At 31.5% G+C, this 20,602-nt stretch carries 16 protein-coding genes; 12 read left to right on the top strand and 4 right to left on the bottom strand.

Annotated elements, in window-relative coordinates:
• The first annotated feature begins 49 nt into the window (after positions 1 to 49).
• The 5 genes from KTF99_RS10880 (at position 50) to KTF99_RS10865 (ending at position 6,324) form a co-directional block, all read left to right on the top strand.
• Positions 50 to 1,207 (top strand): trans-sulfuration enzyme family protein, encoded by a 1,158-nt coding sequence (locus KTF99_RS10880; RefSeq protein WP_009299497.1) that lies wholly within the window; start codon positions 50 to 52, stop codon positions 1,205 to 1,207.
• Positions 1,194 to 1,961 (top strand): MalY/PatB family protein, encoded by a 768-nt coding sequence (locus KTF99_RS17215; protein ID WP_254210140.1) that lies wholly within the window; start codon positions 1,194 to 1,196, stop codon positions 1,959 to 1,961. Before KTF99_RS10880 ends, KTF99_RS17215 begins: the two co-directional genes overlap by 14 nt.
• Positions 1,958 to 2,377, top strand: a complete 420-nt coding sequence (locus KTF99_RS17210; protein WP_254210139.1) for a hypothetical protein — start codon at positions 1,958 to 1,960, stop codon at positions 2,375 to 2,377. The genes KTF99_RS17215 and KTF99_RS17210 overlap by 4 nt, the downstream gene beginning before the upstream one ends.
• A 1,047-nt stretch (positions 2,378 to 3,424) precedes the next feature.
• Positions 3,425 to 4,243 (top strand): MerR family DNA-binding transcriptional regulator, encoded by an 819-nt coding sequence (locus tag KTF99_RS10870; protein ID WP_008792252.1) that lies wholly within the window; start codon positions 3,425 to 3,427, stop codon positions 4,241 to 4,243.
• A gap of 140 nt (positions 4,244 to 4,383) precedes the next feature.
• Positions 4,384 to 6,324 (top strand): oxidoreductase, encoded by a 1,941-nt coding sequence (locus KTF99_RS10865; protein ID WP_217215567.1) that lies wholly within the window; start codon positions 4,384 to 4,386, stop codon positions 6,322 to 6,324.
• Positions 6,325 to 6,389: 65 nt separating this feature from the next.
• Here the strand turns inward: KTF99_RS10865 and KTF99_RS17415 are convergent, their stop codons facing one another.
• The gene (locus tag KTF99_RS17415) at positions 6,390 to 6,518 is read right to left on the bottom strand and encodes a hypothetical protein (protein ID WP_003538969.1); all 129 of its coding nucleotides are present in this window, start codon (positions 6,516 to 6,518) and stop codon (positions 6,390 to 6,392) included.
• A gap of 151 nt (positions 6,519 to 6,669) precedes the next feature.
• Between KTF99_RS17415 and KTF99_RS10860 the strand changes: the two genes are divergently transcribed.
• From KTF99_RS10860 to KTF99_RS10835, 6 genes are all read left to right on the top strand, one after another.
• Positions 6,670 to 7,869, top strand: coding sequence for a PucR family transcriptional regulator (locus KTF99_RS10860; RefSeq protein WP_003538968.1), 1,200 nt, complete (start codon positions 6,670 to 6,672; stop codon positions 7,867 to 7,869).
• A gap of 124 nt (positions 7,870 to 7,993) precedes the next feature.
• Positions 7,994 to 8,887, top strand: coding sequence for an ROK family protein (locus tag KTF99_RS10855; RefSeq protein ID WP_029481777.1), 894 nt, complete (start codon positions 7,994 to 7,996; stop codon positions 8,885 to 8,887).
• A gap of 55 nt (positions 8,888 to 8,942) precedes the next feature.
• Positions 8,943 to 9,707, top strand: coding sequence for a MurR/RpiR family transcriptional regulator (locus KTF99_RS10850; protein ID WP_029481776.1), 765 nt, complete (start codon positions 8,943 to 8,945; stop codon positions 9,705 to 9,707).
• A 4-nt stretch (positions 9,708 to 9,711) separates the two neighbouring features.
• Complete coding sequence (locus tag KTF99_RS10845; protein ID WP_008792249.1) at positions 9,712 to 10,398, top strand: hypothetical protein; 687 nt, start codon at positions 9,712 to 9,714, stop codon at positions 10,396 to 10,398.
• Between the two features lie 142 nt (positions 10,399 to 10,540).
• The gene (locus tag KTF99_RS10840; protein ID WP_008792248.1) at positions 10,541 to 11,866 is read left to right on the top strand and encodes a PTS sugar transporter subunit IIC; all 1,326 of its coding nucleotides are present in this window, start codon (positions 10,541 to 10,543) and stop codon (positions 11,864 to 11,866) included.
• Between the two features lie 15 nt (positions 11,867 to 11,881).
• Positions 11,882 to 12,817 carry a DUF7916 family protein gene (locus KTF99_RS10835; protein WP_003538951.1) on the top strand — a complete coding sequence of 312 codons (936 nt, stop codon included), beginning with the start codon at positions 11,882 to 11,884 and terminating at the stop codon, positions 12,815 to 12,817.
• A gap of 78 nt (positions 12,818 to 12,895) precedes the next feature.
• Here the strand turns inward: KTF99_RS10835 and bilR are convergent, their stop codons facing one another.
• The 3 genes from bilR to KTF99_RS10820 form a co-directional block, all read right to left on the bottom strand.
• Positions 12,896 to 14,821 carry a bilirubin reductase, long form gene (bilR, locus tag KTF99_RS10830; protein ID WP_009299500.1) on the bottom strand — a complete coding sequence of 642 codons (1,926 nt, stop codon included), beginning with the start codon at positions 14,819 to 14,821 and terminating at the stop codon, positions 12,896 to 12,898.
• Between the two features lie 16 nt (positions 14,822 to 14,837).
• Positions 14,838 to 16,793, bottom strand: a complete 1,956-nt coding sequence (locus KTF99_RS10825) for an FAD-dependent oxidoreductase (RefSeq protein ID WP_217215566.1) — start codon at positions 16,791 to 16,793, stop codon at positions 14,838 to 14,840.
• Positions 16,794 to 16,878: 85 nt separating this feature from the next.
• Positions 16,879 to 17,757: a helix-turn-helix transcriptional regulator gene (locus KTF99_RS10820; RefSeq protein WP_217215565.1), complete on the bottom strand. Its 879-nt coding sequence runs from the start codon at positions 17,755 to 17,757 to the stop codon at positions 16,879 to 16,881.
• Positions 17,758 to 17,887: 130 nt separating this feature from the next.
• Here KTF99_RS10820 and KTF99_RS10815 point away from each other — a divergent pair, with 130 nt between their 5' ends.
• Entirely contained in the window at positions 17,888 to 20,560 is a 2,673-nt protein-coding gene (locus tag KTF99_RS10815) for a DEAD/DEAH box helicase family protein (protein WP_029481773.1), read from the top strand.
• Positions 20,561 to 20,602: the final 42 nt, after the last annotated feature.

The following is a 20,602-nucleotide window of genomic DNA, read 5'->3' as shown; positions in this document are numbered from 1 at the left end:
CAAGAAATATTTGTGTCCATGCGCTTAGCGTGGGGAAATGGAGAAAAGTATGAAATATGAATTTGAAACTCGTTGTATTCATCCTGCAAATTTAGAATTGAAACAGCATCCTTATGGTGCTGTTTCAATTCCAATATACCAAACAGCAATTTTTTCTCATCCTGGGATTGGGGAAAGCAGAGGGTATAACTATTCTCGTGAAAGTAATCCAACAAGAGCTTATTTAGAAGAGATTATTTCCAATTTAGAGGGCGCAGTTGATACAGTTGCTTGTTCTAGTGGAATGGCAGCAATTTCATTGGTACTAGAACTTTTTAGTAGTGGTGATCATTTGATATGTTCAAATGATTTATATGGCGGTTCAACTCGACTATTTACTTTGCAGCAAAATAAAGGTTTAAAATTCAGTTATGTTGATACAACTAATTTAAAGAGTTTTAAGCAGTATATTCGTCCTCAAACAAAAGCTGTTTTTATTGAAACGCCGAGTAACCCAACAATGCAAATAAGTGATTTAAAAAAAATTAGTGCCTTGTGTCAAGCCCACAAGCTGTTACTAATTGTTGATAATACCTTCCTTTCACCATATTTTCAAAATCCATTATTATTAGGTGCTGATATTGTAATTCATAGTGCTACTAAGTTTCTAAGTGGGCATAATGATATTATTGCTGGAAGTATTTCGACTGGTGATCATAAACTAGCTAAAAGGATTAGAGAAGTTTCAAAGACAGTTGGAAATAGCTTGTCACCACTAGATTGTTATTTATTGATTCGGGGGATCAAGACGCTGGCAATCAGACAAAAATCACAACAAGAAAATGCGCTGAAAATTTCAAACTGGTTAAATCGGCATCCGCGGGTTAGCAAAGTTTATTATCCTGGTTTAATAGAGCATCCAGGATATGAAATCAATAGAAATCAAGCCCGCGGCTTTGGCAGCATGATAGCCTTTAGTGTTGAAAATCATTTTTTAGCAAAAAAGATTTTAGAAAATGTACAATTAATTACTTATGCAGAAAGTCTTGGAGGTGTGGAGTCATTGATTACTTATCCAATGATTCAAACCCATGGTGATGTTCCAGCAGAAATTAGAGCTAAATTAGGAATTACAGATAATTTTTTGCGATTATCAGTAGGAATAGAAAATATTGATGATTTATTAGCTGATTTGAGGCAGGCTTTTGGTGATAATGATAAAATCTAATTTTGATTCAATAATAAACCGTACTGATACAAACTCCTTAAAGTATGATTTCACTAGTGAAAGAGAACGTCCTGATGATATTTTACCGTTATGGGTGACAGATATGGATTTTATCGTTGCTCCAGAAATACAACAACGATTATATGATGTGGTAAATCATGGTATTTATGGATATAGTGATAGTAAGGATGGTTATTATCAAGCTATTTATAGTTGGTATCGGTCAAAATTTAATTACGAAATAAAAAAGGAATGGATAGTTAAGACGCCTGGTGTTGTATTTGCTTTAGCACAAGCAGTGCGGGCATTTACTAAATTGGGTGATGGAGTAATTATTCAAACACCAGTATATTATCCTTTTAAAGAAGTAATTATTGATAACGGAAGACGTGTTATAACAAATTCTTTAGTTTTAAAAAACGCTCATTATGAAATAGACTTTGATGATTTTGAAGAGAAGATTAAGAAAGAAAAAGTAAAATTGTTTATTTTATGTTCGCCACATAATCCAGTTGGTCGAGTTTGGAAAAAAGATGAGCTATTAAAATTAGGGCAAATCTGCCTTAAAAATGATGTTAAAATTATTAGTGATGAAATCCATAGTGATTTTATTTATCCGGGGCATCAGCATCATGTTTTTGCATCATTAAAGACAGAATTACAGAATATTACAATAACCTGTACGGCTCCTACTAAAACTTTTAATTTGGCCGGATTACAAATTTCAAATATTTTTATTGCCGATGAAAATTGAGATTACAATTTAAAAAAGCTATTGCCAGTACTGGTTATAGCCAGTGTAATTTGTTTGGATTAGCAGCTTGCCAGACAGCTTATGAATCGTGTTCAAGCTGGCTTGAAGATTTAAAGCAATATTTATTTGAAAATACACGGTTTGTAGATGAATATTTGAAAGAACACATACCATTGATAAAGTTGATTATCCCGGAGGGAACTTATTTGCTTTGGCTTGATTTTAGAAGATTACAAATTTCAGATAAAGAATTAAATGATTTATTGATTGAACATGCTCGATTATGGCTAGATAGTGGAACGATGTTTGGAAAAGAAGGAAAAGGGTTTCAAAGAATTAACATTGCTTGCCCAAGAGCATATTTAAGACAAGCTTTGAATCAATTGAAAAATGCACTTGAAGAAATTGAATATTAATATTTTAAGTATCAATTTCTTGAAATATTATTAAAGTAATTATTGGTATAGTGGTTAGTTAGGTATATGACTTGTAAAAATGATTTATTATAAAAAACAATGCTCTAACTGAAATGTAGAATAGATTTGTTTTAGTTGATTTGATAAAGATTTCTAAATCTTTGTAATAGAGATTAAAAGTATAATATATTTAGACTAAAATACTTGAAATCTAGATTTCTTTTGGAGAAACTAATTAAAGTTTAATCAGATTAAATGCTTATTTTTTTAAATATGCTATAATAGTCATATAAGGTATCACGGACCCTCTCCCATATAATTCGTGATACCTTTTATTTTGTTTAGAATATATTTTCAATAAAATAATATTGCTTAGTATTTATGGTATAAATATAGTACATTTTACTACTATCAGACTGTTCAAATATTTTCCGATAATAAAGTTCATCAAAGTTTGGATGTGTGTTGCCAGGGACTGATAAAGAATGAAATAGATCAAGAATTTGCTTTTCTAAATAATGATTTTTAGATGTATTGAATCCATGATAAAAATCCATATAGTTTTTATTTGTAAATACGTAATGACTAAAAAATCAATGTACTAAAAATCATGAAAATAATTATTTTATTTTTTCGATTTATGTTATTGTAACTGTTAATACGATTGTGAAGATTCATTTCATAGTAATATTGATTATCTTGAGTATTGAGATGTTCACCAGCTAATAATTCGTTAATAGTAATGCCTAAGATATCGCGAAAATCGTGATAAAATGAAGCATCGATAAAATTTCGACCATTTTGATATAGCTTTATTTGTTACATTTAGTTTTTCAATCTGGGTTAAGTTTTTTCTTTACAGCATGTCGCAATAAATTTTCCAATTTTAATACAATCCATCTATTGATTTCTCCTTTATATTTTGATTATAACGAGTTTTAATTAATTTATAAATCTACCAATAGTTGATTTATAAAAACTAATAATAAAATTATTTTTTAAATAGGAAGATTAAGTGATAAAATTATTTGTAAAGGAGCTGATATTATGAATAGCCAGTATAAAATAGGGGATATTTCACGATTGTTTAATTTATCAAGTGAAATGATTAGGTATTATGAAAAAATGGGAATTATTGATCCTATAAGAGATGAAAAGAATGGGTATCGCTATTATAGTATTTTTGACATATATATTTTATTAGAATGTTTACAGTATCAGAATTTAGGAATGAAAATAAAAGAAATTCCTAATTTTATTAATTTTAATTATAGAGAAAAGCTTCAAAATCAGTTACATATTTTCCAAAGGCGACTAAATAAAGAGATTGATTATAAAGTCATGTTGAAAAAACGAGTCACAGAGTTGGCAATGCAACTGGAGGTAGCTGATTTAAATTTATCAAATTATTGGGTAAAGAAAATTAATAAAAAATATGCTTTTGATTTTGTAGATGGAATTGGTGATGATTATGATAAAGTTAATACTAGTGAAGATAATATTCGATTTTTATTAAATGATAAATATATTAATTTTATTGATAGTTATGTTTGTTTTAATAAAGATAAAGATGAATGGTATTTTGCTATTGATGAGGAATATTTTAATGGATTAAGTATTTCTTATAAAAAGAAGTATACAATTATTCCGGCTCATTATTGTTTATGCACGGTAATAGAAATGGGACCGTTAGGACAGTTTAGTCATGAGTGTTATGAAGCAGCAGTAATGTATGCTCAAGATAAAGGTTATCATGTACAGTTACCAATACGGGGGATTATTAGGGGGCGTGGATATGAAGGTGATCATTTTAAACGGTATTTAGAAATACAAATTCCGATTATAAAAAACTCTCAAATAGCTTGAGAGTTTTTTATGTTGTTTTAGTAAAATATATGTGATTAAAAAAGAATATGTGAATAATATCACATATAATAAATTAGAGTTGACCTTCAAATCATTTGATACTGTAAAATAAAGTTATAAAAGGATTGGAGGATATTAAAATGGCTTTAAAAAAATTATTTACCCCTTATCAAATAGGAACTGTAAAAATTCCTAATCGTTTAGTAGTTCCGGCAATGGTGACAAATTATTGTACGATTGAAGGTAAAATTACTGAGCGTTATATGAAATATATTGAAGAAAAGGCTAAAGGCGGCTGGGGTTTGATTATTACTGAGGATTATGCAGTTCAACAATATGGTAAAGGATATCAAAGAATTCCCGGTTTATATAAAGATGAATTGATTGAAGGAAATAAACAATTAACAACGATGGTTCATAAGTATGAATCAAAAATCTTTTGTCAAATGTATCATCCAGGTAGACAAACTACTAGAATTGCTAATGAAGATCATATGCCAGTTGCTCCTTCAGCAATTGAATGTCCCTTATGTCAAGAACAACCAAGAGATATCACAGTTGCTGAAATCAATCAATTAGTAAAAGATTTTGGTAGTGCTGCTAAACGCGTTAAAGAAGCTGGTTTTGATGGAATTGAGCTACACTGTGCCCATGGTTATTTATTAGCGGAATTTTTATCACCATTTGTCAATAAGCGAGTTGATAACTATGGTGGTTGTCTACAAAATAGAGTACGAATAGTTGCTGAAATTTATTTAGAAATGAGAAAACAAGTTGGTGATGATTTTCCAATTATCGTCCGTCTTTCTGGTAATGAATATGTTCATGGTGGAAGAACTGAAGCAGAAACTTATGAATTATGTACGATTTTTGAAGAATTAGGTTTTGATGGTATTCATATTTCTAATGGCTCTTATGCTTCACCTGGAAATAGAGCAGTAATTGCTCCAATGTTTACGGAACATGCATTGAATATGGAGATATCAGCACAAGTAAAGAAATTGGTTGATTTACCAGTAATTGTAACTAATCGAATTAACGATCCGCAAATGGCAGATACATTAATTAACATGGATAAAGCTGATTTTATTGGAATGGGGCGTGGTTCATTGACTGATCCAGATTTACCTAATAAAGCAAAGGCAGAAAAATATGGGAATATTAAAATGTGTATCGGGTGTCTACAAGGATGTGAAATGCCATTATTTTTTAATCAAGAAGTCACTTGCTTAGTTAATCCACGGGTAGGACGTGAATATGAAAATTCAATGGACATTGTAGAAAAAGCAAAAAAAGTAATGATTGTTGGAGGGGGACCTGCTGGTCTGCAGGCGGCTGAAACTGCGGCAATGATAGGTCACAATGTAACTGTTTATGAGGCTCAGGAAGAAGTTGGCGGTCAATTTAGATCTGCAGCTTATCCAATTGGTAAAGGAGAATTAACAACATTAATATCTGTATTTAAAAAGAATTTAGAGGATCTGCATGTAAAAGTACATTTAAATACTTTAGTAACAAAAGAGATGATTGAACAAGAAAACCCGGATGCTATTATTTTGGCTACTGGAGCAAGACCGCTGGTGCCGGCAGTCAAAGGTATCGATAAAGAAAATGTAGTCAATGCTGAAGATGTGTTATTAGGAAAAATCGCTACAAAAGTTGAGCATATCGTTGTTTGCGGAGGGGGCGAAGTTGGTTGTGAAACTGCCACATTTATTGCTCAAACGCATCGTCATGTAACAGTTCTAGAAATGAAACCAGCTGTTTTGACTGATATGGATCCCATTAATATGAGCTGTCTATTACCAATTATGAATGAATCAGGAGTAACTGCCAGAGCTAATTGTACTGTGACAGAAATTTTAGATGATGGAGTGGCATTTATTAATGAACAGGGAGAAAAAGAAGTTATTTCTGCTGACTTAGTTGTCTTAGCATTTGGATATAAAGCCTATAATCCGTTAGAAAAAATTGCAAATGAATTATGTGAAGATGTTCAAGTAGTAGGTGGCGCAATTAAGGCAGGTAATGCTTTACCAGCAGTTAAAGAAGGTTATGAAGCTGCTTTAAATATAAAATAATTATCTAATAGCATAATTTAAATCTTAAAAGAAAAAGAGCATTCGTTATGAATGCTCATTATTATTTATTTCTTTTTAAAAAACTTAAAGAATTTTGAAAAGTTTTCACAATTGAAATATCCTTCATCACGAACCCAAGTTGGGCAAGTATCAAAGTTGTCAGTTAGTACGTAATATCCATAAGAAATGTTCATGTTATGTCCCTCCTAGATGTTCTGTTTTTAATACAATTATATTATATATTAATATTTTAATAATTATAGAGACAGAAATAATAAAAAAATAAGATTTATTTGTGCATCATGCACAAATAATGGTAAAATAAATATAAAGGAAGTGAGTAAAATGGGATTTACGATTGAAGATGCGTTAGTACAAACTCAAGAGCAATATCATTTAAAATTGTTAGCTGGTCGTGAGGGCTGTTCAAATGCGATGAGTTGGGTTCACATGATTGAGGATACGACAATTATTCAACAATTATGGGGAAAAGAATTGGCAGTTACAACAGGTTTAGGATTTCAAAGTCACGATTCGTTATTTGATTTTATCAAGTGTTTGGTTAAATACCATAGTGTTGGATTAGTTATCAATACAGGTAAATATATATTTGAAATTCCTCAAGATATAATTGACTATTGTAATGAGCAGGATTTTCCGCTGTTAACGACACCCTGGGAAGTACACATGGCAGATTTAATTAAGGATTTTAGTATGCGCTGTTTATATTCACAACGAGAAGACAATCAGATTTCAAAATTATTTCAGAATGTTTTTACAACTCCTCAAGTTGTTGAGGAGGTTCGGCAGCAATTGTTAGGTGCATTTGATGTGGATGGTTTTTTTCAAGTTGTTTTAATTGGAATTGAAGATTCTGATCAGTTTGATGCAATTGAACGACGTAGAGTTTCTTTTCAATTGGAATTATGTTTTGAAAAAATACAAAGCCCATATACATTTTTTTGGTTTGATGGATATTTTGTATTAATTGTAAATAATTTAGATCCGGATTCATTAGAGAAAATTACTGATAAAATGTATAAAAGAACAAAGAAGCGAATGCCTTCAAGATTTATTCACTTAGGTATTGGAACGCCAATGACAGATTTTAGACAAGTAATCTTAAGTTATAAACGAGCTCGAGCTGCAGTTGCAATGGCAGAACAATTTAAATATCCGATGATTCTTTTTGAAGAGATGGGAGTTTATCAAATCTTATTTTCAATCGAGGATAAACAAATTTTATCAGGAATGTATCAGCATTTATTAAAGCCTTTAATAGATTATGATCAAAAACATCATAGTGAATTAGAAAAGACATTGTTCTATTACCTGATTCATGATGGCAGTCAAGTAGCGATGGCCAAAAATTTATATATGCACCGAAATACGATTAATTATAGAATGACTAAAGTCAAGGAATTATTAAATTGCCAGTTAGATACATTTGAAGAAAAAATGCCATATATGTTAGCTTTATATATCAAAAAAGTCATTCAAGAAGATATTAACAAAGATAAAGATTTATTTGCTGCAATACAATAATCATAGCTAACAGTTCATATTAGATTTCTATGTTTCATTTTTTGACACAACCAAAAATTATATAGTATTTATATTTTTTTTAACTATGATAACTTTAAAGTGTTAAGAAATGAGGGATTAAATAATGAAATATTTATGTTTAGATTTTGGTGGCACCGGAGTTAAATATGCAATTATTGATGAAAACTTTCAGTTATATGATGTAAATAAAGAAAATAAAATATTTCAAAGTCATGATGAAATGATTACCTGGGTAGTGGATTTATTTAAAACTATACACATGAAATTATCCGGAATTGCGATTAGTTATTGTGGGGAAATGAATCCCTTTACAGGTTTAATAAAAAATGGTGGTAGTTATAGATTTAATGATAATAAAAATATTAAACAAATCCTTTGGAGTAAATGCCACGTACCAGTTTCGATTGAAAATGATGGTAATTGTGCGGCATTAGCAGAATTGTATAGAGGCTCATTAAAAGAAACGAGTAATGGGGCAGTACTAGTATTGGGTACTGGAGTTGGATGCGCAATTATTATTAACGGGGAATTATATCGTGGGTGTAATTATTTTGCTGGAGCAGCTACGTTTTCTTTAATTGATTCTAAACATGACTTTGATTGGCAAAATACATTTGGATTGATTGGCGGTGTAGGTTATTTAACAAGAAATTATGAAAAACGATTTGCATTAGAGCGAAATTCGATCGATGGATTAGCCTTTTTTAACAAGGCTAATCATAATGATATTGCTAGTTTAGAAATACTACGGGATTATACTAAAAATCTTGCAAGATATATTTTTAATATGCAAATGTTATTAGATTTAGAGAATATTAGTATTGGTGGAGGGATTAGTACTCAGCCGTTATTATTAACAATGTTAAAGAAAGAAGTGAGTGATTTATTTGATTGCATCCCATTTCCGGTAACTCCACCAGAGATCAAAGTGTGTCATTATTATAATGATGCAAATTTGATTGGAGCTTTTTGCTGGTACAAGAAAGCTAATTTTTAAATGAATAAATTTAATTAATATTATATAATGGTAATAATGAGTGGAGGAAGATAATATGTTTATGTGCTTAGCTTATTTTTTATCAATTGTTAATAACTCTAATAATAAAGATTTAAATTATTATATTGCCAAATATATTATAGAAAATATTAATCACATAGGAAGTATTACTTTACAAGATGTGGCTGATGGCTGTTTTGTTTCAGTTCCAACAGTAAAACAGTTTTTAAAAAAATTTGGTTATTCTAATTATTCGAATTTTAAAGAAAGATTAGAAAGTGAATTGGATGTTCGTAAAGATCAAATATATCGAGGTTATAAGATTTTTAACAAAAAACGATTAGCTGTAGCGGTTTCACATTTAGTTGATTATCCATTAGAATTCAATGATAAAATGAAATTAAAGTTGATCATTAAAGAAATAGCTCAAAGTCAGAGAGTTATTATTGTTGCTTCCCCTACGATAACTCCAATTCTTTTTAATTTTCAAATTGATATGATTTCAATGGGGAAGACAGTGATAATGTCGTCTTTATTAAAAGATAATTCTATTGAAATAGAGGATAATGATTTAATTATATTGATTTCAGGTACTGGTAGACTTTTTTTATCTGATGATAATTTAGTGTCGATTTTAGGAAATAAAGCTAATAAAGTTATTATTTTTTCAGGCGAAACAAAAATAAATTTTCATTACAATGTTTTTGAGGTAATTAATATATTATCTAATAATGAAATGTTTGAGACTGAGTATTTGTTGTTGTATTATTTTGATTTGATTAAATTTTATTATCACGAGATTATTTATCAGGAGCAGTGATAAAATGATCGATATCCTTTTAGATTTATCAATGAATGCAAAAATTAATAATACGGATCAAATTCTTGTTAAATATTTTTTAAACCAAAGGGAAAAGCTAATAGAACTATCTTTAGAGGATGTTATTTATGATACCGGTCTATCTAAATCATCAATCATTAGATTTTGTAAAAGTATAAAAACTAGTCATTTCACGGATTTTAAAAAGACTTTTGTAAGAGAATTTAATGCTGTGATTTGTGATTTTATTTATTTGCTCGATGATCGTGATAAACTTGATGATTTAGTTATTGCATGTAATCATTGTCATCAAATTATTTTATTTGGTGAGCGAGAAGCAATGTTGATTTGGAAAATGTATTTGAAATATTTTTATGTATTAGGTTATGATATTTATATAATTAATGAAGAAGATAACAATTTAGCTATTAATATGGATGAACATACGTTATATTTTTATAGTCATCTTCAGATAAGTTTAGAAAAATACTATGATTATAATATATCCAATGCTTTGATCAGGAATATTTATAGACATTTAAATGACGAAAATAATTATATCATATCTTTAAAGAGCTCGTATACTCATAAACGTTTTTTAGAGATACACGAACAGCCAGGGATTAAGAAGAAATTTGAATTAATGAAGATTATTGAAAGCTTATTAGCAAGATTAAATAACCAAGGATAAGTATTAAAGTTTCAAAAAATGAAACCTTAGCACTTATTTTTTTTATTGGTTTTTATTTTGGACTAATGAAAAGTTTTATGTACTCTTAAATGATTATACTTCTAGATAAAATGTAGTTATAAAGTTAGGAGGAGGAAAAATTATGAATGATTTTATCCAAAATAAAGTTATACCTTTTGCACAGAAAATTGAAAACAATTTTATTTTAAGTGCAATAAGTGGCGCATTTATGAAAGTGATGCCAGCGTTATTAGGAGGAGCTGTATTTTCATTATTTCAGGGTTTACCATTGGGAGACTGGTATACAAATTTTTTATCGTCTACTGGAATATCTGATGCTTTAGCTGTAGGGGTTGCTGTTTGTAATTTAACAGCATTATATTTCATTTTTGCTTTAGGTTATAATTTAGGTGAAAAGTTTAATGTTAATCCATTTCAAACAGCAATTGTTTCGTTATTATCACTATTGTTGGTTACACCATTTTCTTATAACAATGTTGATAGTACAAATGGAGCTGTAACATTGATAAAAAATGTTATCCCAGTTGATAACTTAGGTGCTAGTGGTATCTTCACTGCCATGTTATGTGGGATTATTGGGGCATATGTTTTTGCTTTTGCCGTTAATCATAATTGGAAAATAAAATTACCAGATTCGGTACCGGAAATGGTTTCTAAACCATTTGAAGCTGTTGTTCCAGCATTTTTAGTATCAGCCTTGTTTTTATTGGTAAGGTCTGGATTTGCTGTAACATCTTATGGAAATATTCAAAATTTTATTTATACTATGGTTCAAGCGCCTTTAGTAAGTTTAGGTAATAGTTTTCCAGCCATGTTGATTAGTATGTTAATATTATTGCTGTTATGGTGGGTTGGAATTCATGGTACTTCAGTTGTACTTTCTGTCATGATGGTAATTTGGATGGAACCAGCAATTACAAATTTAAATAATTATATGGCCGGAGAACCTGTAACCTTAGTCACAACTTATATGTTTTTCTTTGTTTTTTGTCAGTTTATTGGTGGACCAGGATGTTTATTTGGGCTTACTTGCGATATGGCAATATTTGCTAAAAGCGAACGTTTTAAAGCGTTTGGAAAAGTGTGTTTTGTTCCGGGGATGTTTAATATCGTAGAGCCTGTTATTTTTGGTTTTCCAATCGTATTAAATCCAATTATGTTTATTCCGTTTATTTTAACACCACTTGTATTTATGATTATTGGTTATTTGTTGATGGTTACAGGTGTTGTGAATATTCCCGCCTTAATGTTAAGTGTAATGACAATTCCAGGTCCAATTGCGGGATTTATTTTAGGTGGGGGAATTAGTTTAGGAATCATGATTGTAATTATGTGCTTGTTATCATGTATAATTTATTACCCATTTTTTAAGATTTGTGACAATCAGGCTTTAGAAGCAGAGAAAAAAAGTAATCAAGAAAAAACACTTGAAGAAAACAAAATCTAGAAATGAGGAAAAATTATGAGCAACGTAAAAAGATTGATTAATGCTTCAAAGAGTGAGATAAACAAAATGGGTCCTTTAGAATTAAAAGAATCTATCTATAAATCGGAAGGTCGAGTTATCATGGGACAACATTTAATTTTTGCTGGCCCAGGGACGGTAATGGGTGTGACAAATGCTGAATTGCTTTGTTCGTTTGGTGCAGATATGGTTATGCTTAATACTATAGATTTAGATAATTTTGAAAATAATCCAGGATTGTGCGGCTTAACTATCAAAGAGCTTAAAGAAAAATGCAATTGTCCAATTGGTGTTTATTTAGGGTGTCCTAAGAAGGGAGAAAAGCGTTCTGATGAAAAAACACTTTACCGATTGGCTGGAATGTTAGCAACAAAAGAACATATTTTAAAAGCAGTTGCTTTAGGAGTGGATTTTATTGTATTGGGTGGTAATCCAGGTTCTGGAACATCGATTGAAGATGTAATTGAAGCAACCAAATTAGTAAAAGAAATATGTGGAGATGATATTTTCTTGTTTGCTGGCAAGTGGGAAGATGGTATCGAAGAAAAGGTACTAGGTGATCCTTTAGCAGCATATGATACCAAAGATGTTATTAAAAGACTTATTGATGCTGGTGCTGACTGTATCGATTTACCAGCTCCAGGGACTAGAGCAGGAATCACAGTAGATATGATTAGAGAATTAGTAGAATATATTCATCGCTATAAACCAGGTACTTTAGCCATGAGTTTTTTAAATAGTTCGGTCGAATGTGCCGATGAGGATACAATTCGGCAGGTTGCCCTTTTAATGAAACAAACCGGATGTGATATTCATGCTATCGGGGATGGAGGCTTTGGCGGATGTACTTGGCCAGAAAATATTTATCAATTATCAGTATCAATCAAAGGAAAAAATTATACGTGGTTTAGAATGGCTAGTAATAGTAGATAGTTAATAAGAATAAAAAAGAATTAATCTTAAACATTTAAATGTTATGATTAATTCTTTTTAGTCTAGATAATAAGAGTTTTAAATACTGTTGGCTGCTAAATAACCTTGAGTAATGGCATTATTAATATCAGCAGCTTTTTCATTGCAGTCACCAACAAGATGAATATCAATATTGTGAGCTGTTAATTCACTGACATCAAATGGATTAGGTTTAGCTCCAGTAGCTAAAATAACATAATCACATGGAATCGTTAATTCACCATCGCCATTAGCAGCTTTGATACAATCGTTTTTAATTTCAATTACCTTTGTTTTAGTCAATAATTTAACTTGATGTTTTTCAAAATCTTCAAACATTACTGGCTTTACAGTTGATGATTCTTCTTTTGCAATTTCTTCAAGCATTTCTATGACAGTAACGTCCAAGCCCATTTGTGCTAAAAATTCTGCAGTTTCCGCTCCGACTAGACCACCGCCAATAATCGCTACATGGCCACTAGGGAATTGTTCATAGTTAAGAACTTTCCAAGCATCTAACACATGAGTTAAATCACTGCCAGGAATTGGTAGGGAAGCATTATTGGCACCAACAGCGATGATAACACTATCAGGATGTTCGTTTAATATATCTGTACTAGTTGCTTTTTTACCTAATCTTAAATCAACATTCAATATTTTCATTTCATTTGATAAGTAATTGATAGCCCGATTCATTTCAGCTTTACGTGGTGGAATCGCTGCAATATTAAGTTGACCACCTAATCTAGTGTCTTGTTCAAATAAAATAACATCATGTCCTTTTGTTTTTGCTACCCGAGCAGCTTCTAAACCTGCTGGTCCCCCTCCAACAACTACAACTTTTTTCTTTGTTGCTGCTGGGGTAATTATTCGTTTGTATTCATAACCATTTTCAGCATTTAAAACACAACTTAAAAATTGTCTATTTTGGATTGCATCGGTACAGCCTTTATTACACATCATACAATGACGAATTCGAGCAGCTTCATTATTTTTTAATTTTTTAACATAATCAGGATCAGCTAATAATGAACGACCTAAACCAATAATGTCACAAATCCCGTTATCAATCAAGGATTCACCATTTTGGGGAGTAAGGATTCGTCCAACAGAAGACACTGGAATCGTAACAACATCTTTAATTTGTTTTGTATATTTATTCATAAAACAGTATGGTTGAGTTCCCATTGCAGGAATGGTATCATTCATATTTCCAGTATGATTGGCTTGACCAACATGGATCATATCAACTCCATGAGCCTCTAAGATAGTAGCCAATTTAATAGCTTCATCAATTTTTAGGCCTCCTTTACCACGAAGCGGATTTTCAGTGATAATTGGCAGTTTATAATCGATGCAAATATCTGGAGCATTTTCTTTAATTACTTTGACAACTTCGAGAGCAAAGCGAATACGGTTTTCAAATGAACCACCATAATTATCATTTCGGTGATTTAGAATGGTTGAGCAAAGGGAACCGACAAGACGATCACCATGAACCTCAATAACATCCACCCCCGCGGCGGCAGCACGCTTAACACAAGCGCCGATTTTATCAATAATTGCTGTAAGCTGGGCTTCAGTTACTTCATCGATATAATGTAGCATGTCATGATGTAATTTAGCACGTGCAGCCTGCATATCACCTTTTCTAAATAATTCTGCTAGAGCATCAACATCATATTCAGGATGAAAGATTTGAATCCCTAGTTTGCAATCATACTCATGTAAGGCATCGCTTAATTTTTTGAAAGCTTCGATTTGACCGTCATGAAAAAGTTTAGGTGTAGGGGAAACAGTATTGACTGGAGCAACATCACCTAAAACAATATAAGCAACATCGCCTTGCGCTAAACGTTTATAGAAATTAAAACTTTGTTCACCGATTGAACCATCTCTTTCTTCATACCCGGTTGTCATTGGGGGAAACATAATTCGGTTTTTTAAAGTAATTTTTCCAACTTTAATAGGTTTTAGTAAATTCATATATTTTCTCCTTTGATTAAATATTTTTACATAAATGATATGCGTCACTTATAGCATTTTTAATTTTTCCTGGGGTTGCAGCGTCACCTAAGACGTTGTAGCTAAGTTGCATTTGATCGAGGGTTTTTTCTAACTCATGATCAGCATAATAACCAGTAGCTTCAATGATTGTATCAACATTTTCAATTGTAATAGTATTGCCATCTTTTTGATATTCGAGAGTTGTTGGTGTAACTTTAACGACTCTACTATCAGTAATAATGTTCACGCCTTTATCAGCCATCCGTTGAACTAAAATACTTCGTGATGGTGAAGTATCATCCATAATAATATTTGATTTCATTTCAATAACAGTTACTTTTTTATTATTTGGATGGCGGTCATTAACTAATGGGGCAACAAAATCAGCAACTTCACAGCCAACAGAGCCTCCTCCAACAACGACAATATTTTTACCTGTCCACATTTTGCCAAGAAGCACATCTTGTCCGGTACCAGTATGAGGATGATTTTTAAAAATATCAAGTCGTAATGGTTTGGCTCCGGTTGCGACGATGATATGATCATAATGATGCTGTGATAAATAGGCTTGATCAACAATCGTGTTTAATTCAATTTTGATATTACAATCGATTACTCGTTTAATGAAATATTTAGTAGTTTGAGCAAAGTGCTGTTTAGCAATAGGATAACCTGCAACGATCATTGCGCCGCCTAATGTATGATGACGTTCAGCAAGGGTAACTTTGTGTCCACGCTTTGATAAAATATAAGCTGCCTCTAATCCAGCTGGACCTCCTCCGATAACTAGGATATTTTGGGATATTGTCGCAGGTGTTACAGTTTCTTCATTCTCACTTGTCAATGATGGATTAATTCCACATTCAACATGATCTTTTAACATGGTCGAGCTTAAACATCCCAAGCATCCAATACATGGACGAATATCATCTTCTTGACCATTTTTGATCTTATTAACAAAATCAGGATCACATAAGAGTGAGCGACCTACCATACATACGTCTGCTAAATCTCTTTCTAAAACTTCTTCGAGAATCCAAGGTTCATTCAAACGTCCTACGGTTGAAACAGGGATATTAACACATTTTTTTATTTCTCGTGCGCTGTCAATATGACTCGCTTGTGGTGTTCCAGGGGGTGCAATTGAGCTGCCGCGGTGGATAGTAGTTCCCCCAGAAACATGGATCATATCAACTTGAGCAGCTTCTAATCTTTTAGCAATATAACATCCTTCGTGTAATGATTGTCCGCCGGCTTCATAATCATCACCGCTGATACGAACAATAATAGCGAAATCACGCCCACATTTTTTTCGAACATTTGCAATTACTTCTAAAAGTAGACGAATGCGATGAGTTATGTCACCACCGTATTCATCAATTCGTTTATTATAGAGTGGAGATAAAAATCCTCCTAGTAATGCATGTGCGTGTGCAGCATGAATTTCAACACCATCTATTCCTGCTTTTTTTAACCGTAAGGCACCATCACCAAATTGTTCAACAATTATACTGATTTCTTCTTTTGTCAAAGGTCGCGGAGGAGTTTTAGCATAGTATGGACCAACCTCACTTGGACCAACTAATTGTGGTGTTTCCGGGAAAGGAATTGCCATATATGCTGGGTGTAGTAGTTGGGCTACGACCTTACTATCATACTTATGAATTTCATTAGCTAATTTTTGCCATCCTTCAAGATAGGAATCATCTTGAACTGATAAAGTATGAGCAATATATTTGTAGGTTGGCTCAATCATTGTTACTTCAGTTACAATCAGACCAACGCCACCTTTTGCTCTTCTGCTATAGTAATAGATCATTTCATCAGTAACATACCCATCTTTTGTTGCAAAGTTTGTTGACATTGGTGACATAAAAATTCGATTTTTTACTTCCAGCTGATTAATTTTTATTGGTTGAAAGAGTTTTTGATATTTATTTTCCAAATTCATACCTCCCTTATAAAGATATGATAGCACTTACATATATATAAAACATATTATATCAATTAAAAAACATATACATTTTCGTATATGCTTATAATAACTTAATATTTTTCTTATATTCACGTGGACTGACCCCTGTGATTTGTTTAAAAGTTTTAGATAGATGATAGGCTGATGAATATCCCAGGTCATTTGCAATCATTGTAACACTTTTACCATGAGCCAGCATTCTTTGAGCATAGAGAACTTTTTGTTGATGAATATAAGTTAGTGAAGGAATTGCTAAAATTGCAATAAAAGATTTATATAACATACTTGTTGAAACACCTAGTTGTAAAGCCATTGCGGTTAGTTTAATTGGTTCATGAAGATGGTCATGAATATACTTAATGGCATCATTAACTAATTCGATATGTGGTAAATCTGTTATTTGTGAAATATGGTCATTATTCCTTTTAAGCTGAGCGCGGATTATCTCTACAACAACTCGAATCAAAGCAGAGGTTATAATGCTTGAATAGCCAATTTCTTTTTCACTAGCTTCGATTAATAAACGTTCTAGCATTTCTTTGAAGTCTTTTATTTCTTCTTTATATATTAAATGCCCGTGTTTTGTTAAGAGAGTAATAAATTGTTGGCGCAATGATAGGGGTTCAATATCAAAATGAAAAAAATAATAGCTGTAGTTAGTATTTCCAGTATTTATTGAAGTGTTGAGCTTATAGGGTTCGATGATGAGAAAGCTGTGGGGTGGGCAGGTGTATTTTTTATTGCCAATGGTTGTAATAGACCCACCTTCTCGATAATAGACAATTTCAATATCATCAGTAATATAATTTGCTCTAGTATCGTGATTACTTTGCCAAAGTCCAAATTTATTGATAGTAAAACTAATCTTACCAAGTAAATCAGTTAACTCATCACTTTGGAATTGGGTATATTGATTTTGGGTTTGAATATACATCGTCATAATTACACCACCTTTGATTATTATTGTACTACTTTTTTAGTGGAAGGAGAATTTTTATCATAAAATTAAGTTGATTTGTATTGATGTTTTAAGGTTGATATGTATAAATAAAGGTAATAGGAGGGATTGGATGTTAGAACAAATTTTGCATTTCAAGGGCACTTGGCGCAGTTATCAACAACGTGTTCTTGATAAATATGACCGTTATAGTCAAGATCGTAAAATTCATATTGTTGCTGCACCTGGTTCAGGAAAAACAACTTTGGGAATTGAATTAATAAAAAGAATCGATTACTCGGCTTTAATCTTAGTCCCATCAATAACGATTCGTGAACAATGGGTAGAGCGTATTTGTGAAGCTTTTTTAGTTAAACAAGAAAATCGCGATCAATATCTTTCTCAAGATTTAAAAAAACCAAAATTAATTACTGTCGTGACATATCAGGCACTACATAGTGCGATGAGTCATTATTGTGGTGAACTAGTAGAGACTAATGATGAATTTAAAACAGTTGAAGAAGTTGATTATCATAATTTTGATGTAATCAGTAATTTTAAAGAATGCCAATTAGGAACTTTATGTCTAGATGAATGTCATCATCTTCGAAGTGAGTGGTGGAAATCATTAGAAGAATTTAAAAAAGCATTTAATAATATTTTCACAGTGGCTCTAACAGCAACTCCGCCATATGATTCTAATCTAAGCATGTGGACTAGGTATATGGATATGTGTGGTGATATTGATGAAGAGATAACAGTTCCAGAATTAGTTAAAGATGGTACTTTATGTCCACATCAAGATTATGTTTATTTCAATTATCCGGCCTCTCAAGAAAAACAAAAATTAAGTATCTTTGAGGAAAATAGTCAAAGTATTTTGAAGCAGCTAATACAAGATGAATATTTTTGTAAGGCTATTATGAGTCATCGCTTTTTTACTGAGGAAGTAAGTGATGATGAGCTATTAGATGATCCGAGCTATTTATCAGCAATGATAATTTTTTTAAATACTAAGGGAGTGTGCAGTGCGAATAAGTATCAAAAGCTTTTAGGATATAAATCGTTAGAACCCTTATCACTTAAATGGTTAGAAATTTTACTGCAAGGCTTTTTATATGATGATATTGCTTCATATCGAGTTGAAGAACAATACCGTGATGAATTGATTCGTGAATTGAAGTCTAAAGGTTTAATCGAAAAACGAAAAGTTTCTTTGTGTTTAAATCAAGCAATTGAAAAAATGCTAATAAATTCGGTTGGTAAATGTGAAAGCATTAAAGAAATTGTTAATTATGAATATAAAACGATGAAACAAGAATTACGACTTTTGATTCTTACTGATTATATTCGAAAAGAATATGAACGGGCATTAGGTGATGAAAGCAAAGATGTGAATAATTTAGGCGTTTTACCATTTTTTGAACAACTAAGGCGTGATAGTGCTAAAAATAAGACAGCAATTAAATTTGGTGTTTTATGTGGCACAATGATTATTATCCCCAAGGATGCTCAAACAGCATTAATAGAATTAGTTGAAGAACCTAGTAAAATCAGCTTCCATCAAATTGGAAAATTAGATGATTATGTAAAAGTTGAAATTAGTGGAAACCGTAATTTTATAACAGGGGTAATCAGTGAGGTATTTGCGCAGGGTTATATGCAAGTTTTGATAGGAACTAAATCTTTACTTGGAGAAGGTTGGGATTCACCGTGTGTTAATTCGCTTATTTTGGCTAGCTTTGTAGGCTCATATATGTTAAGTAATCAAATGCGTGGACGAGCTATTAGAGTTTTTGAGAAAACGCCCAATAAAACAAGTAATATTTGGCATTTAGTTTGTGTTAGACCAAAAGAAAAGTTAACGGGTCATTATGATGATGGCGGTAGTGAAGATTTTCAAACGCTTGCAAGGAGAATGGAACATTTTTTAGGGTTGCATTATCAGCAGGATATAATTGAAAATGGAATCTTGCGACTTAGCGCAATTAAATTGCCATTTAGTCCAGGAAATATAAAAAAAATTAATAAAGATATGCTTAAACTATCTTCAAAGCGTAGTCAATTAAAGAAAAGATGGGAAGATTCGTTAGCTGTCTATGACAAAATTGAAATTGTTGAAGAAACTGAAGTTAAAGAAGAATTTATAACTGTCGTTATGTTTATGGATGCTTTAAGAACTTTACTGATAATTGTTTTTAGTGGGATTATTGGTGCTGTCATTGGAATACCATTTCTAAAATCATTGACCTTGATAGATATTTTAGAATATCTAGTGGTGATAATTTATGTTGGAATATTTGTTATGAGTATTCTTTTGAGCATCAAAAAACTTTATACATTAGCAAATCCTTTAGGTCGTTTAGAAATATTTGGCAAAGGAATTAGAAATGCGTTAGAAAAAACCAATCAGCTGGATTCTTTGAATAGTCGCGTTGAAACAGATTCTTTTAATGCGATACATGCAATATATTTATTAGGGGGAACAGGGCATGATAAGGCTTTGTTTGCCAAATGCATCAATGAATTTTTTGCATCTATTGATAATCAACGTTATATTCTTTATAATCCTAAACGAAAAAATAAATTAGATTGTTATTTTGCAATTCCTGATAGTTTTGCTAAAAGAAAAGAAGATGCGCATATATTTGCTGGCTATATGAAGCCGTTTATTGGTAATTATCAGGTTATTTATACTCGTAATGAAAGTGGTAGAAAAATACTGCTAGAAGCCCGGGTTAGCGCTTTAGCTAATCGTCAAGATCGTTGTTTCACTAGAAAAAAAGTAAAGGGTGCATTAGAATAAAACTTTATAATAAATATTTGTTGTTTTCCTAAATTTCTAATA

Origin of the sequence: Erysipelatoclostridium sp. MSK.7.34 (assembly GCF_019041935.1) — a bacterium.
Lineage (GTDB): Bacteria > Bacillota_I > Bacilli_A > Erysipelotrichales > Coprobacillaceae > Thomasclavelia > Thomasclavelia ramosa.
This window is presented reverse-complemented; position numbering and strand designations above follow the sequence as displayed.